The organism is Methanoregula sp., from assembly GCF_049518935.1.
Lineage (GTDB): Archaea > Halobacteriota > Methanomicrobia > Methanomicrobiales > Methanospirillaceae > Methanoregula.
In genome coordinates this window covers 27766-44327 of record NZ_JBEKRH010000005.1, presented here as the reverse complement: position 1 = coordinate 44327, position 16562 = coordinate 27766, and the positions used below count along the sequence as shown (strand labels likewise).

General features: G+C 47.8%; 12 protein-coding genes and 1 CRISPR repeat array. Of the genes, 8 read left to right on the top strand and 4 right to left on the bottom strand.

What is annotated here, in order from left to right; translation table 11 throughout:
- Positions 1 to 38: 38 nt before the first annotated feature.
- Positions 39 to 737 carry a hypothetical protein gene (locus ABSE13_RS05345; RefSeq protein WP_424027469.1) on the bottom strand — a complete coding sequence of 233 codons (699 nt, stop codon included), beginning with the start codon at positions 735 to 737 and terminating at the stop codon, positions 39 to 41.
- Between the two features lie 459 nt (positions 738 to 1196).
- Between ABSE13_RS05345 and cas3 the strand changes: the two genes are divergently transcribed.
- Genes cas3 through cas2 form a run of 7 tightly spaced genes read left to right on the top strand, consistent with a single transcriptional unit; the run spans position 1197 to position 8853 of the window.
- Entirely contained in the window at positions 1197 to 3377 is a 2181-nt protein-coding gene (gene cas3 / locus ABSE13_RS05340) for a CRISPR-associated helicase Cas3' (RefSeq protein WP_424027468.1), read from the top strand.
- 4 nt (positions 3378 to 3381) lie between these two features.
- Complete coding sequence (gene cas5c / locus ABSE13_RS05335) at positions 3382 to 4050, top strand: type I-C CRISPR-associated protein Cas5c (protein ID WP_490356172.1); 669 nt, start codon at positions 3382 to 3384, stop codon at positions 4048 to 4050.
- A complete protein-coding gene (cas8c, locus tag ABSE13_RS05330; RefSeq protein ID WP_424027467.1) occupies positions 4023 to 5930 on the top strand; it encodes a type I-C CRISPR-associated protein Cas8c/Csd1 in 1908 nt (635 codons plus the stop codon). Before cas5c ends, cas8c begins: the two co-directional genes overlap by 28 nt.
- A gap of 3 nt (positions 5931 to 5933) precedes the next feature.
- Positions 5934 to 6785, top strand: coding sequence for a type I-C CRISPR-associated protein Cas7/Csd2 (gene cas7c, locus ABSE13_RS05325; protein ID WP_424027466.1), 852 nt, complete (start codon positions 5934 to 5936; stop codon positions 6783 to 6785).
- Positions 6782 to 7465, top strand: coding sequence for a CRISPR-associated protein Cas4 (gene cas4, locus ABSE13_RS05320; RefSeq protein ID WP_424027465.1), 684 nt, complete (start codon positions 6782 to 6784; stop codon positions 7463 to 7465). Before cas7c ends, cas4 begins: the two co-directional genes overlap by 4 nt.
- A 57-nt stretch (positions 7466 to 7522) precedes the next feature.
- Positions 7523 to 8554, top strand: coding sequence for a type I-C CRISPR-associated endonuclease Cas1c (cas1c, locus tag ABSE13_RS05315; RefSeq protein WP_424027464.1), 1032 nt, complete (start codon positions 7523 to 7525; stop codon positions 8552 to 8554).
- An 8-nt stretch (positions 8555 to 8562) separates the two neighbouring features.
- Positions 8563 to 8853 carry a CRISPR-associated endonuclease Cas2 gene (gene cas2, locus ABSE13_RS05310; protein ID WP_424027463.1) on the top strand — a complete coding sequence of 97 codons (291 nt, stop codon included), beginning with the start codon at positions 8563 to 8565 and terminating at the stop codon, positions 8851 to 8853.
- 217 nt (positions 8854 to 9070) lie between these two features.
- Positions 9071 to 11094: direct repeats of the CRISPR family, unit length 32 nt; unit sequence GTCACACCCCGTGCGGGTGTGTGGATTGAAAT.
- Positions 11095 to 11379: 285 nt separating this feature from the next.
- Here cas2 and ABSE13_RS05305 read toward each other — a convergent pair.
- Both ABSE13_RS05305 and ABSE13_RS05300 read right to left on the bottom strand, forming a co-directional pair.
- Positions 11380 to 12276, bottom strand: coding sequence for a hypothetical protein (locus tag ABSE13_RS05305; protein ID WP_424027462.1), 897 nt, complete (start codon positions 12274 to 12276; stop codon positions 11380 to 11382).
- A gap of 11 nt (positions 12277 to 12287) precedes the next feature.
- Positions 12288 to 12689, bottom strand: a complete 402-nt coding sequence (locus tag ABSE13_RS05300; protein WP_424027461.1) for a hypothetical protein — start codon at positions 12687 to 12689, stop codon at positions 12288 to 12290.
- Between the two features lie 166 nt (positions 12690 to 12855).
- Here ABSE13_RS05300 and ABSE13_RS05295 point away from each other — a divergent pair, with 166 nt between their 5' ends.
- Entirely contained in the window at positions 12856 to 13410 is a 555-nt protein-coding gene (locus ABSE13_RS05295; RefSeq protein WP_424027460.1) for a TATA-box-binding protein, read from the top strand.
- A 619-nt stretch (positions 13411 to 14029) separates the two neighbouring features.
- On the opposite strand, the gene ABSE13_RS05290 is transcribed toward ABSE13_RS05295, so the two are convergent.
- On the bottom strand, positions 14030 to 16234 hold the full coding sequence (locus ABSE13_RS05290; protein WP_424027459.1) for a protein kinase domain-containing protein: 2205 nt from the start codon (positions 16232 to 16234) through the stop codon (positions 14030 to 14032).
- Between the last annotated feature and the right edge of the window lie 328 nt (positions 16235 to 16562).

Below are 16562 nucleotides of genomic sequence, written 5' to 3'. Positions count from 1 at the left end.
GAAGATGGCCGGCTAGGTGAACTGAGGAAAAATATGGTCTATTTCTTGGAGCGGGAGGACGGATAATCCTCGTACGCTTTCTGGATGAGAAGGCCGAGGGTGGTTCTTCTGATAGTCTTGGATTGAGGATTCTGACGATTCTTTTCCCGGACAATGAATCCACGGTCTTCGAGGATTTTCAACTGCGCGCTCAGGTTGCTATCCACAATCCCCCCCGTTTTAAAGAGTTTATCGAGTTTCTTTTTCAAAGAGTCAGTATTGTCAGCACCCGTCCCCCCCAATGCCTTGAGTATCTCATATCGTTTCGCGGCTATTCGGCAGTACGGGGTTAGAGGTACTGAAACGGGGATATCGTTCCCCGTGGAGGTTATCACCTTACACTTAGTGACGGATCCGATAATTCCGGCAGAGATCGTGAACGCAAATACGGAAGAGTCTGTTATGTTGAGCGTCACAACGCCCCCCCGTTTCTTCTCGTTCGTGATAAGTTCATAGACCGCTAACGCACATCCTGCAACATCCGCGATGTCGACGCCCTTGACAATGACCTCCGTGCAAAACTTCGAGAACTCGTCGCGCAGGTGCTTGAATTCGGGTAACCTGTCCTCCGGGATCACCAGTACTATTTTCTTCAACGGGTCAGTGTTTTGGGAAGTGCGGAATGCTTCGTGTACCCGGGAAACCTCTCCGATGAAAATAACATGGGTGTTGCCTTTGGACGGTCCGGTGCCTTCCATAGTATTAACGATTGTAATCAGATGATAAAAACCATAACTATCTGAAATTGCTCATACCCAGAAAAATGACGGTTCGGGATGTCAACCGTCGAGATGTATCGGAATATTGCTACACCGGACTTGTGTATTCGGCGGAATGGGGCTCTTGCAGAGGTGGGAGAGGAACTTGATAAGAATTGCTCTCTTGCAAGGCGGATTTAATGAATGTTGGTCGGCCAGGTTCATCACATGGATGGATTCAACTAATATGAACCTATACAGCAACGGCAGGTTATCCCGAATGTACCAGCAGCGAGACACTATAATCTCAAAACCACGGGCTTGCCGGTTCTGATAAGGGTGGGGTTAATAACTGATTTTCACATCATAATATCCTTCAAACCGGCAACTTGTCAGAATCTCTGTAAGAGGCGAAAACTTTACACACTCTAGTATTGGAAGATAGATATACGGCCGGCAATGTTTTACGCACATACGACACCAAACCCAGATAAATCCGACTGGCAATTCCTCAGGGTTCATCTGAACAATGTTGCAAAAATCTCTTCGGAGTTTGCAGATGTTTTCAAAGCGAGTGAATTTGCGTATGCGGGCGGCCTTCTTCACGATCTTGGAAAATATTCCCCCGAATTCCAGAAACGCCTTGAAGGTGTCAACATCCCTGTCGACCACGCAACCGCTGGGGCAAGAGAAGCCATAAAAAAATATCATGCATCCTATAGCCGGATGCTGGCGTATGTGATAACCGGTCACCATGGAGGCCTCCTTAATTATGGCAGCCCCGAGAGTGGACTAGAAAAGCGAATGGCGAAATCAGTTTTACCAGATTATTCTTCTTACCGGAATGAAATCACTCTTCCCGATCAAAGTTCATTCCGTCTAGCCCTGAAACCGTTTCCTAAACAAACCGGTTTCTGCTTTTCATTTTTTACTCGGATGGTTTACTCGTGTCTTGTCGACGCAGATTCGCTGGACACCGAAGAGTTCATGAGTCCTGAAAAATCTTCTGTTCGTGGACAGTATGAGTCATTCGAGATCCTCAAGCAAAGATTCGAAGAGCACATGTGTACGAGAATTTCCGGTGCTGAAGATAACAGGATAAACAAATACCGGAGAGAAATCTACGATCAGTGTGTTGAAAAAGCCGTTCTCCCTCCGGGAATGTTTAGCCTGACGGTTCCGACGGGGGGGGGGAAAACCCTTGCATCGATGGGCTTTGCTCTTGAGCATCTGAAGAAAAACGATCTTAAACGGATCTTCTACGTCATTCCCTACACGAGCATTATTGAACAGAACGCGGATGTCTTCAGAAATATTTTCGGAAGCCGTAATGTGTTGGAACACCACAGCAACTTCGACCCGGACAAAGTCGATACCGGTGATATGGATTCCGGAGAAGAAGCTCTCCGGCTTTCAACAGAAAACTGGGAAATGCCCGTCGTCATAACCACCAACGTCCAGTTCTTCGAATCGCTTTTCTCCAATAAACGATCCCGATGCCGGAAGTTGCACAACCTTGCGAAGAGCGTGATCATTCTCGACGAGGCACAAATGCTGCCCACCGGTTACCTGAAACCCTGCCTTGCTGCGCTGTCAGAGCTCGTCCGAAACTACGGTTCTACGGTGGTTATCTGCACAGCTACGCAGCCAAACCTCGACGAGCTTTTTGATGATCTGGTGAAACCAGTCGAGATCATGAAATCACCGGCAGAATTATATGATGCATTCCGACGGGTGAACGTTACGGATCTTGGATCTGTTAGTGATGACGTTCTCTCCGAAAGGTTACGGCAGCACCATCAGGTTTTGTGCATCGTGAATACACGGAATCACGCGAAGAAACTCTTCGACGAACTTGAAAAATCCGGTCACTGTTACCACCTCAGCGCAAGGATGTGCCCGGTTCACCGGAGGGAACAGATCGCTGAAATCAAGCATCTGCTCAAGGAAGGTGGGGGCTGTCGGGTAATTTCAACACAGTTGATCGAAGCTGGCGTGGACATCGATTTTCCGGTTGTATACCGGGCGATGACGGGGATCGATTCAATCGCCCAAGCAGCAGGGAGGTGTAATCGCGAGGGGAAGGTAGCATCCGGAGAGGTTTACATCTTTAAATCAACGGAGTTGTGGGGTAAGGCTACCCACTGGCAGAGCCTTGTCGCAGAAGTCGGGGAGATGGTTCTTGCGAATTCAACTGATGCACTTGCACCGTCAACGGTATCAGATTATTTCAGACAGCTTTATCACTACAAGGGTGATGATGGACTCGATACAAAGAAAATTCTCCAGTCTCTTGAAAAGCGAAGCAGGGAACTCGCATTTCCGTTTGAGGATATCGGGTCATCATTCAGCATTATCGAAGAAGGAACAAAGGATCTGATTATTCCGTACGATGAAAAAGCAGCATCGAATATCCAGGATCTTCGGAACTCTAATTTTCCCTGGAGATTCGTCAGACAACTCCAGGGATACACGGTCAACATATATCCAAATGAATTCAGGGAGCTCGAACGTTTGCATGCCATCGACCTAGTCGGTGACCGGTTTTATATATTAAAATCCCGGGATGATTACTCAGATAAGACAGGATTATTAAATCGAAAAAATAATGGTGCGAACGGATCACTATTGATTGTATAAGGGGGTGGAAACGATAGGATTTGGAATCAGGTTAAAAGTCTGGGGGGATTACGCCTGTTTTACGCGACCGGAGATGAAGGTCGAGCGGGTGAGCTACGATGTCATGACGCCTTCGGCGGCACGAGGGATTCTTGAAGCCATCTACTGGAAACCCGCGATCACATGGGAGATTGATCAGATTCATGTCATGAACCCAATCAAATTTGATAACATCCGCAGGAACGAAGTGAAGGGAAAAATTCCGCTCGCCCAAGTGAAAAACGCGTTTCTAGGGAAGGAAGCAGTTCTATTCACAGATTCCAATGATGAACGGGTCCAACGTGCGTCACTCGTTCTGCGCGACGTCTGTTACTACATCGAAGCGCATTTCAACCTGACAGACAAGGCCGGTACGGAGGACACGGTCGAGAAACATTACAACATCGCGCTCCGGCGGATGCGAAAGGGGCAGTGTTTCCATCACCCGTACTTCGGGTGCCGGGAGTTCCCGGTCCAGTTCGAATTTGTCGATAGTGAAATCCCTAGATCCAATCTGAACGGAAATAAAGATCTCGGGCTTATGCTCTGGGATATCGATTTCCCGAATGATATGAAAGCTGTTTTCTTCAGGGCTTCCATGAATGACGGTGTGATCGATGTGCAGAAGTGCCTCAAAGAAGGTGTCTTCTCGTGATCATCCAGTCCCTCGCCCGGTATTATGATATTCTCGCTGGAGACGATTCAGTACCAATACCCAAATTGGGGTACAGCCCGGCAAAAGTTTCTTTCGCACTGATAATTTCGAGCAAGGGAGAGCTCACTAATATTCTCGATCTCAGGACTGATGGAAAAAAACCGATTCCGAAGATGATGGAAGTTCCCTACCAAAAGTCCCGGGTAGTTGCAGTCACGCCTTACTTCCTGTGCGATAATGAAAAATACGTTTTTGGTATTGAGAAAGTCGACAACAATGAGAAGAAAAAATCGAAAGGTAAGAAGGACTACATCGCGGTTCTTGATACGGAAAAAGACGAGTCCATAGTTGTATCAAAACGCTCGCTTGAATGCTACAGGCAGTTCCGAATCCTTCATCATTCGCTTCTTGATGGGAGCGAAGATCCTGAAATCAAATCATTTCTGAAATTTCTTGACGGGTGGAAACCGGAACTAACTCTTAATCACCTTAAAATCGCCGAGTATAAAGAGCAGATCCTCGCTGGCGGAATGTTTGTATTCGATGTGAACGGGATTTCTCTCCACAAACTTCCCTCAGTTCGACTGGTGTGGGAGAGACATTCCTCGTCAGATGGTTTAGGGCAAAAGAACACTGTTGCACAGTGTCTCGTGAGTGGAAAAACTGAACGGATAAGTCGATTGCATCAAAAAATAATAGGAGTACACGGACCAAGTGCTCAGCCATCGGGAACATCTCTTGTTAGTTTCAACGAGGATTCTTTCGAATCCTATGGCAAGTCACAAGGCTTCAATGCCCCTGTCGGTGAAGTTTCGATGTTCAAATACACGACGGCATTGAACTTCCTTCTTGACCGGAAGAGTAGGAACCGGCTCCAGATCGGGGATTCGACAACGGTTTTCTGGGCAGAGACACGTGAGAATACCTGTGAGGATCTCGCACATTTTCTCATCAACCCCACCGAAGATCAGGAAGAGACCGAAGAAGAGTCTTCTGGGGATTCGAAAGTCCAGGACCATAAGACCCTGCAACTTGTCAGTGATATTCTCCAGAAAGTGAAGGACGGGAAATATCTCCAGGAAAATGATCTAGGCATTGACCCGGAAAAAACAAAATTCTACATTCTCGGCTTGTCTCCCAACAATGCGCGCCTCGCTGTCCGATACTGGCACGAAGACAGTTTCGGGAATTTCATTACCAGGGTGGCCCGCCATCATCTCGATATGGAAATTGTAAGGGATGATTTGGGACCGCGATACATCTCAGTGAACCGCCTGCTGAAAGAGACCATTCCCAAGAGCTCCACAGACAAGGTGTCGTCCCCGCTCCTCGGGGGTCTTCTCATGAGATCGATTCTCGACAACATGCCCTACCCGGTCCAGATGTATAACATGATATTGAACCGGGTGAAAGTCGAGCGATCGATCAACTACGTCCGGGCGGGTTTTATCAAAGCCTACCTGGTGCGCCTCGCCCGATTCAGAACAAAGAATGAACAGGATATGATAACCGTGAGTCTGAACGAAGAAAGCCAGAGTGTACCGTACCGTCTCGGGAGATTGTTTGCGGTACTCGAAAAAACGCAGAGTGATACGAACAAGGACATGAAGAGCACCATCAACAGCAAGTATTTCAGCAGCGCTTCGACAACGCCAGCCGTTGTCTTCCCTGTCCTGCTGAAACTTGCCCAGCACCATATCGCCAAATCGGATTGGGGGTTCAAGTCGAACCAGCAGATTGAGGATGTTCTGGTAGGAGTCGATGAATTCCCGGCATACCTGAACCTTGAGCAGCAGGGGATGTTCATGATCGGCTACTATCACCAGCGCAAAGAGTTCTTCAAAAAGAAAGAGAGCAATCTAGAAAAAAAAGGGGAGTGAATCATGAGCGATGTAATCAAGAACCGGTATGAGTTTGTATTGTTGTTCGATGTCGAGAACGGAAACCCGAATGGCGATCCCGATATGGGGAACATGCCGAGGGTCGATCCCCAGACCGGCTACGGAATAGTAACCGATGTCTGCCTCAAGCGGAAGATCAGGGATTATGTCGATCTGGTCAGAGCGGGGAAAGAAGGTTATGACATTTATGTCAAGGATGGTGTTGTCCTCAACGAGCAACACACAAAAGCGTTCGCCGCTCTTGGCAGGAAGCCGGATTCAAAGAAGCCCAAGGATGACGAACTGACAAAATTCATGTGCAAGCATTTCTTTGACATTCGCGCATTCGGTGCGGTCATGATGTTGGAAGTGAATTGCGGTCAGGTCCGTGGTCCTGTTCAGCTCAATTTCTCCCGAAGTCAGGATCCGATCTTCCAGCAGGAAGTGACGATCACCCGGCAAGCTGTCTCGAACGCTAAGGATGCCGAGAAAGGCCAGACGATGGGCAAAAAGCAGATCGTGCCGTACGGTCTGTACCGTGCAGAGGGTTACGTTTCTGCCAATTTGGCCAAGAAGACGACCGGCTTCTCTGAAGAGGATCTCGCCCTTCTCTGGGAGGCTCTCGTCAACATGTTCGAGCACGATCACTCAGCATCCCGGGGAAAACTCTCTGCCCGGAAGCTGATTGTCTTCAAGCACGATACCGAGCTCGGATGCTGCCAGTCACACATACTCTTCGACAAGGTCAAGGTCGAACGGCTTTCGAAAGACCGGCCCCCGCGTTCGTTCTCGGATTACAAGATTACGATCGCGAAAGATGTACCAAAGGGAGTCGAGATTATCGAAAAGCTATGACCGGGAAACGATATACCGACGATGAACTCCTCTCGTTGTCCGGCATACAGCATTTTCGTTTTTGCAAGCGGCAGTGGGCTCTGATCCACATCGAGCGTCAGTGGGAAGATAATCTCCGGACAACTGAAGGCCACATCATCCATGAGAATGTCGATGACCCGTTCTTCAACGAAAGCCGGGGAGATGTATTCATCTCACGTGCATTCCCACTCGTCTCCTATACATTAGGGCTGAACGGAGTCGCCGACATTATCGAGTGCACAAGGTCTGACGCTGGAATCTTTCTTCCCGGCTTTGATGGGTTATGGACCATGAAGCCGGTGGAATACAAGCGAGGAAAGCCGAAGATCGATGAACGCGATGCAGTCCAGCTTTGCGCTCAGGTTATGTGTCTTGAGGAGATGTTCGGAGTCAGGATCGATGAGGCTGACTTTTACTATAACGAAATCCACCGGAGACTCCACCTCAAAATTACCGATAAACTGCGGAGTCTTGTCTCATCTCTCGCCAATGAGATGCACGAATTATTCCGTGGAGGAACTACACCCGAAGCAACAGGTTCCAACTGCTCCCTCTGTTCCCTTGTCGATGTCTGTCTTCCGAGATTGACGAAGAGAAAAGTCTCTGTCCGCAATTACATTGGAAGACATGTGCAAGATGCCTGCACGAATGACTGCTGAAGACAATATGAACGATCTACCTCCAGGTCGTTTCAGTATTACGAGGATATTCCCAGCATGAGAAAATTGCTCAACACCCTCTACGTGACAACTCCGGAATCCTTCCTACACCGGGACGGGGGAAATGTCATCATCAAGGTCGGCAATGAAGAACGGTTCCGCATTCCCATCCACAACCTTGAGGGCATCGTCTGCTTCGGTTACATGGGAGCGAGTCCCGCCTTGATGAGGCTCTGTTCCGATAATAATGTAGGTCTCTCGTTCCTAACGCCTCACGGGAAATTTCTCGGCAGAGTGAGCGGCCGGGTCCGTGGAAATGTTCTCCTCAGACGCACCCAGTACCGCATGGCAGATGATGCTGAAGCGTCGCTGAATCTCGCGAAATGCTTCATCGCAGGAAAGGTTGTCAACTGCCGGACCGTCCTCGGGAGAGGCATCAGGGACCACGGCGACGTGATAAAATGCGATAGGATCCGGTGTACAGATTCACTTCTCGTAGAGAATCTCCTCAAGATCGAGGGATGCACAAATGCAGATTCGCTTCGGGGCATTGAGGGGAACTGTGCGAAGTTCTATTTCGATGTTCTCGATGAATTGATCCTGAAACAGAAGAACGACTTCTTTGTAGTGGAGCGGAACCGTCGGCCGCCCCGCGATAACATGAACTCTCTGCTATCGTTTCTGTACACCCTTCTCGCACACGATATCGAGTCCGCGCTTGAAACTGTCGGACTTGACCCATACGTAGGATTTTTCCACACAGACCGGCCGGGACGAGCGAGCCTTGCATTGGATATGATGGAAGAGCTCCGGCCGTTCATCGTGGATCGGCTCGCGCTGAACCTTGTAAACCTGCAACAGGTATGTGGCGATGATTTCCTGAAAAAGGAAGGCGGCGGGATCATCATGACGGAGAAGGGACTGAAGGAAGTGCTCGCTGCATGGCAAAAGAGGAAACAGGACGAGATAACCCATCCGTATCTGAACGAGAAGATTCCTGTCGGACTCTTACCATATGCCCAGGCAATGTTGATGGCCCGCTTCCTTCGGGGGGATATGGAGGGGTATCCGCCATTCTTTATGAACTGAGGTGCGGTATGATGGTTCTGGTCACGTACGATGTAAATACAGAAACGCCGGAAGGAAGAAGAAGACTCCGGCAGGTTGCGAAGGAATGCGTGGATTATGGACAGCGAGTGCAGAACTCTGTCTTCGAATGTCTCGTTGATCCCGCCCAGTTTGCAAAGCTTAAACATTCCCTGTGCAGTATTATGAATATCGAGAAGGACAGTATCCGGTTCTATTACCTTGGTAGTAATTGGCAAGAGCGTGTCGAACACTTTGGGAACAAGAAAGGATACGACCCCGAAGGATTATTAGTTGCATAATCGCTGCGAACCGTAAGTGACCATGACTATCCCGAGACCTTCGCAAGAAAAATTGGAATATACTATTTATATTTTATGTCCGATTTAATAAGCGTAGATCATTTTCTCGAAACTCCAGATTGGAAAAAATATTGATCCGGGTTAATATTTGTGTTGATTCTGGATTTAATGAGAGATTAGTCTTTAATTCATTGTGAACATAATCTGATCATTTGCGGTCACACCCCGTGCGGGTGTGTGGATTGAAATCATTGACTGTTGTCTGGGATTGGGTGGCATAATTGTCACACCCCGTGCGGGTGTGTGGATTGAAATAGATTGGATTGGATGATGATATTATTCGGTGGAAGTCACACCCCGTGCGGGTGTGTGGATTGAAATCAGTGGAATAAGAGGGATTTGCCGATACTGTAGCGTCACACCCCGTGCGGGTGTGTGGATTGAAATACCACTATACAAGATACATAGTGATATGGCTATGTCACACCCCGTGCGGGTGTGTGGATTGAAATCTCTATGAGGGGTACGACTTCCATCAGGAGCGGGAATGTCACACCCCGTGCGGGTGTGTGGATTGAAATACGCCGACAATAAGGGTTCAGGTCGTGACGATAGGTCACACCCCGTGCGGGTGTGTGGATTGAAATCACATGACCGATAATGAATCGGTGAAACTCCCGACGTCACACCCCGTGCGGGTGTGTGGATTGAAATGAGGCGTGATCATGTCGGATGTAAGCGACGCAGAGTCACACCCCGTGCGGGTGTGTGGATTGAAATCCAAAGAGTTTGAGATCGCGTCTCTTGAAACATCGTCACACCCCGTGCGGGTGTGTGGATTGAAATCTGAACTCATTAGGCTCGTCTACAGGATGAGGTTGTCACACCCCGTGCGGGTGTGTGGATTGAAATAAAAGCGTTTAGAGATTGGTGTGAGCAATGCAAAGTCACACCCCGTGCGGGTGTGTGGATTGAAATACGATTACCGATCACCAGACTACGACTCTTGTAATGTCACACCCCGTGCGGGTGTGTGGATTGAAATCATAATGCACCCATCTGGTAATCTCCTCCATAGAGGTCACACCCCGTGCGGGTGTGTGGATTGAAATGACGGAAGAGGGGATGGTAAATAATACCACCCCTGTCACACCCCGTGCGGGTGTGTGGATTGAAATCGTGCTGATGGCGATCCATGCCGCAGAGTTGGTAGTCACACCCCGTGCGGGTGTGTGGATTGAAATCAAAAAGAGATTAATGGATAACGGAGGTGTATGAGGTCACACCCCGTGCGGGTGTGTGGATTGAAATTCATATTCCGCGATCGTGCCGGGTGCCCGTTTGGGTCACACCCCGTGCGGGTGTGTGGATTGAAATCTTATCGGAGCCGTGGCGATAAACTACCACTACACGTCACACCCCGTGCGGGTGTGTGGATTGAAATCCCAAAGAAGAAGCCGATCGTGATCGCCTGCGTAAGTCACACCCCGTGCGGGTGTGTGGATTGAAATTGGTCTTCCCGCTGCCGAACTGGGACGAGAACCAGTCACACCCCGTGCGGGTGTGTGGATTGAAATTGGTCTTCCCGCTGCCGAACTGGGACGAGAACCAGTCACACCCCGTGCGGGTGTGTGGATTGAAATTGCTTCGCCGTCATCGCTCACACCAGCCCCAGAAGTCACACCCCGTGCGGGTGTGTGGATTGAAATCAACAAATAACGTTAATGCCACAGGTGCAGGGACGTCACACCCCGTGCGGGTGTGTGGATTGAAATCGGGATACAAATTGCAGTGGGACGCCAACTTTTGAGTCACACCCCGTGCGGGTGTGTGGATTGAAATATCAATGAGCTGACCGGGCTGCACGGGAAGGGGATGTCACACCCCGTGCGGGTGTGTGGATTGAAATAGGACTATATTGGGAGGCGCACATAATGCCTATGTCACACCCCGTGCGGGTGTGTGGATTGAAATTTATACACATTATATGTTATCTGGTAAGTGGTGTTGTCACACCCCGTGCGGGTGTGTGGATTGAAATTTGAATATGAAAATAGGTGGTCCCCTGGTAGAAGTCACACCCCGTGCGGGTGTGTGGATTGAAATACATTGTATATATACGCTACTCCGTCGCATCGGCAGTCACACCCCGTGCGGGTGTGTGGATTGAAATCCGATATCGCGCAGGATGATGAGCAGCGCCATCCGGGTCACACCCCGTGCGGGTGTGTGGATTGAAATCAGCTCGGAGTTACTCTCTGAAAGATCATAGTAAGTCGCACCCCTTGGAGTACGTGGATTAAAATATGAAAGTTGTGGACGGTCGCAGCGTAATCTAGCGTCGCACCTGATCAGCCATAACTTCCAACAACCCGATTATCGAACAATAAGTAATAATCTATCCCGAAGAAGGGACGTAGTCGGGAACGTAGTCAACTCTGCAAAAACCCCGTTCTCGGAATTTCAAAAATGGTGTCCAAATTCCGACGCTGAACATGCACGAAATCAGTAATTCGATCTCCTGCATCAGATGATCCCGTTCTTGATCATGTAGTGGTCTCGGATCATAGCATCCTTGATCTGGGACTCCAGCTGCGTGAAATCCGTGTAGATATCGCCAATCGCCGAGCTGCGACTGACGTGCCCCATTACTGCATCGGTGATATAATCCGGAATACCGGACAGCCGGAACTGGGTCTGCACTGTGCGTCTACCGGTCTTGGCAGTAACACGGACTCCGCCAACGGTATATTCCTTGATCCTCGTAGTGAGCCACGCATTGGGATGGAGAAATGAGGGAATTGCAGCGCACCACCGCTTAAGGTGGGATGTGATTGCGGGATGCCATGCAAGGAATCTATAATCTCCCGTCTTCGCCGTATACAACTGCATGGTGCGATTCTTCCAATTTATCTCTGATGGGTGTTCCACACCCGAGGTACGTAACCAGTACCCAAGTTCAACGGGACGGGCGCCAAAGTACCAGTGAAGTATCACGCCACTGTAAACCAATTCGTTGCGCGGGGTCTTTGGCATCCTCCCCAACACTGCGAGAAATTCCCGCAAGTCATCGACAGTGAGTGCAACTTTCTCACGTTTGGTGCGTTTCGATCGACTCTTCAATCCTCGCAACTGGTTCTCCCGTTGTGTTTCGATCAATACTCGTGGATCTCCGATAGGGAGCGTCACGTTTCGGAACTTCATGTATCCACGAACTGCCCCGAGGAAGAGGTTCGCAGTCGAGTTGTTCTTCACACCTGACATGTACTCCTGTGCATCTATCACAGTGAATGTGTCAAGCGTCTTCTGGCGATTACTCAGCCAGAAGGAGAATCCACGCAGGCTGGATTTGTATATTCGTGCTGCCGGTATTTTTCCTACGCTCGTGAGGTACTGGGTGAACCGATTGATTTCCGTGTCCATGATGTCCACACTCAATACCGTGATGCGAGGAATTCGCGGGTCAACCGGTAGAATGATCGTTTCCATGGTGCAGTTCCCTTGAGATCGTTAGGCGGTATCTCGTGATCGGGAATCTTCTCGATGATTCTTTTCTGCCTCATAGAGAATACCAGCTTACGGAAGGCGGCGTAATTACTCCGGGGCTTACCGAGATTGTCCCGGTAATCGTTCCAGCCTCGAAGGAGTGCATTCACGAATAACCCCGCAGCTCCTGCCGATTCAAGGACATCGATCACAAACTCCGTCCGGGTGGACGGATGCTTCCGGTTCAGTGTGATAACAATATCAGAATTTTCTTGTTCTTCAACGATACGCGTCTTCAATATGGGAGTTTTCCTAAGGGAACGTGAACCCCGTGTAACCGTCGTTGGCATGGTCTGCTAGAGGGTGTTTACATATATAAAGCCTGCACTACGTCCAACGTCATGTAGTCTCGTTCAACCGAGTACGCAGACGCGTGGGGTGTCGAATCAGAAACCGGAGACCTGCCATAGGGTCTTCCATTACTATTATGATTCAGACAAAACCTTAGGATAATTGATGGCAGATAAGAAGTACGAATCCTTGAAGATCGAGAACATCGTCGCATCCGGTGTCATCGCAGAATCCATTGATCTGGTTGAGTTTTCAAATAAGGTCGAGAACTGCGAACTCAATAAGAAACGGTTCCCGGGTGCAGTTTATCGTATCGCGGATCCCAAGGTTGCGTGCCTTATCTTTTCTTCGGGTAAGATTGTGCTCACCGGCGCCCGAAGCGAAACGGCGGTTGCAGATGGACTTGCGGCAATTGTCAAATCGTTGAAAACGGCAGGCATTGAACCTCTCAAAGAGCCAAAAGTTGCAGTCACCAATATGGTCTGCTCATACAACCTCGGTAGAACCATCAATCTCACCAAGTTAACGGTCACGCTTGATGTCGAAAACATCGAGTACGAACCCGAACAGTTCCCCGGGCTTGTATACCGGGTCAAAGATCCCAAGATCGTCATTCTTCTATTCTCTTCTGGAAAGATCATTCTCACGGGCGGCAAGAATATGGTAGACGTTAAAAAGGGAGTTGACGTCATCGAAAAGAAACTTGAAAATATCGCGTAAATGATACTGAGAACGGGGTTCCTGACCCCCCCCCGACCACCCAGCAGCCCCGATCAAACGAGTGGGTTCGGCATAAACACCGTGTTTTTGGTTTGCTTACACGGGGTACTGGGATCTTACAGAGATGCGATCCGAATCTGTTTTACTAATGCGCTATATACAAGTGCTGGTGGAGAGATTCGTTTCTTAAAACCACGTTTTCTGCGTTTCGTAAGTTCAATATTTCGGGATTTTTGAATTCGCATGCCATTGCAGAAGGAGGTCCTTTTGCCTGAATGAGTAATTCGTAGAACGGGGTTCTTGTGGTTGCCGTGCCTTCGTCGCCCGAACCGGAGCCCCGTTCTCTCTTTGCGTTACGTATCCCTACTTGGACAAGTCGTTTGTCTCCCCGCAGACTCCGGGGAGAAGATAACGGACTCCATGACAATGTTGGATATGTTGATCCACGTGGATCTATTCACAGTCCGGGCACATCCAGGCACAGGGAAGAAATTTATCCTCAAATCGCTTGTAGTGGCGTGCATATTTACATTCATCAGCGCCGATATACACCAACAGAAACGCAATGGTGGGGCAGGAGTTGTGTGAAACTGTTGGAGGATAGATTCGCGATACAGATTCAGTAACTTCTTTCCTGATATCGGCAACCACCATCAAAGTTGTCGCATCCACGATATAATTCGCCTGTTTTCTGTGCAACTCTCCAAACCAATCTCGACCCGCATTTTGGGCATATTCCTGCATAATCTCCCCTTCGTGGTGTGGGAGTCACATTTTTATTTTCAGTTTGTTTAATCTTTTTATCCATGGTGTTATCGTGATCTGGATTTAGGATATCGGTTCTTATAGCAACATTATCCTGAATCGTAACGTTACTACTGCACTTACTAAATATCAAACCCATTTTATGCGCGACAATCTGAGATTTCTGAATGAGTTCCCCGGGAAGTTCAACCCCCATATCCATTCTCATTTTGATTTCTTTAGCTAAATCTTGGACTTCATCTTTAACATCACCTCTAGCATATTGTACGAGATTGACAAGATACTTGTATGCCGATTCCAAATCGCCGGTTACAAGACTCACCATAAAAAGATCACCGCAATAATATGCAGTTCGCCCAAGATCATTGGCAGTTTCACTCATCTTCAACGATTTAGTATAGGTTATCCTCAAATATAGGCCAAGATCTTTCTGAAGCTCAATAACCGATTGGTATCGTTTATCTGGGTTTTTTTCTAAGCATTTCATAATTATAGATTCAACATCGTCTGAAGAAGGGTTTATAGCAGAAGGCAGTATTGGATTCTTTGTTGCGATACCTGCCATGACCTCGACCATAGAATCACCGGTAAACGGTAGTAATCCCGTAACGAGTTCATAGAAGATGACGCCAAGCTGCCAGATATCAGTCCGTTCATCTTTTGGTTTGTTTCCAAGTTGTTCTGGTGCTGCGTAAAGGGGTGTGAACAATGATGCTGTGGTTGATGTTGACTCCGAAATTTCGCGGGAAAGCCCCCAGTCCGAGATCTTCGGCACCCCATCTTTCAAGAGGATGTTTTGGGGTTTCAGATCTCGGTGGATAATCTTGTTTGAATGTGTGAATTTTAAACCTTCACAGATATTGAATAGAAGCCATGCCGCTTCTTCATTCTCAATCGGTTTTTTTCTATCTGCGAGTGAACTGTCACAGAGCTCCATTTCAAAATATGGACTTGGCATAATGTTGAAATTGGACACTTTAACGATATTGGGGTGAGATAACCGTGTCCAATTCTGCAATTCTGCGATAAATGATTTTCCAGTTGATTCATCGAGTGAAATAGGGATTTTTACCGCAACAAATTTCCCATCTTTCCTCTTTGCCTTAAACACCCAGGCAAACCCTCCTTTGCCGATAATTTCTGATTCGGTATACCTGTCTGATAGATCTGGCGGGAGCTGTTTTGGTGTGATATATTGGGGGGGGGCACGATTTTGGGAATATTTTTCCAAAATGCCCCTGTCATTAAAATCAATGATATGCATTTTCACTAACCTTCGCAAGATGCCATTCAGGTTTCTTTGATGAACCGATGCAATGATAGGGATACTGATTCCGGAATTAAATTCAGATAATAATTGTCTTTTCTCACGGTCATCCCACACGAGTCCAAACCGGGCCGGTCTTGGATTACAATTATCATCATTATATCCGATGAGTCCGGTATCGATTAATTTATGAACGACCGCATCGGGACTTCTTTTCAATAGATCTGCAATATTTTGGATGGGTTTTCCATCATCCCAAAATTGTCTCAATAATTGTACATCTTCATCTGTCCAAAGCAAACCTGCGTCTATTGGGGGGGGCGATGGGGGAATTTGAGAATCAATCCGTTTTGTTTCTTTCTGCATAAATTCAGGAGATTTTGGCTGTTTATTCTTGATATCATATCGTGTAATGGTTCCACAATGTTTTCCATTCCTCGTTACAGCAAGACCGTTAATTTTTTTATTACAAAGAAAATTGTTTGCATCTTCAACATCTGCATTCTCATCTATACTGAAAACTCCTTTTGACATGATCGAAGAAGCCGGGGAAGATTTACTTTGAGTTTTCACTCTAAACTTGAGATCATCTCTCGTGATGATCCCGACATAATGGTCAGGATGACCGACATATATGCTCCAAAAACGATTATTACTAAATATTTCCTCGACATGGGCAATTGTCGCATTTTCTGATATTACAATCGGATTTTGTGTCATCAAATCTTTGACTTTCAGGCTCCGATTGTTATTCGAGGATGGTTTTTTTGAGAGAAAATCAAACAAACCCATGAACTGGATTTGCAGTTTTGAGCCGAAATAGATTCTCTTTTGAATTAACGAAAATAATACTCAAAATTCCGGCTCGATAATCCATCACTATCTGCCCGAAGTTCAGGTACATCCAAGCAGAGAATGAATCAACCATCAACCCGCTTGTAGAGCCGCTGCATCTTGTGTGCGCGATCAGAGTGCTTGCAGAGTTGTTGCGGTTTGATACCACTTTGGAGGATGTTTTTAATGATTTCGTTTGATCTGGAGTCACGTATCCGAACCTGAGAATAGTATGCCCAATAAATAACCTCAAAAAGCATCAAGATTGCTGGGCGCATTCTTTTTG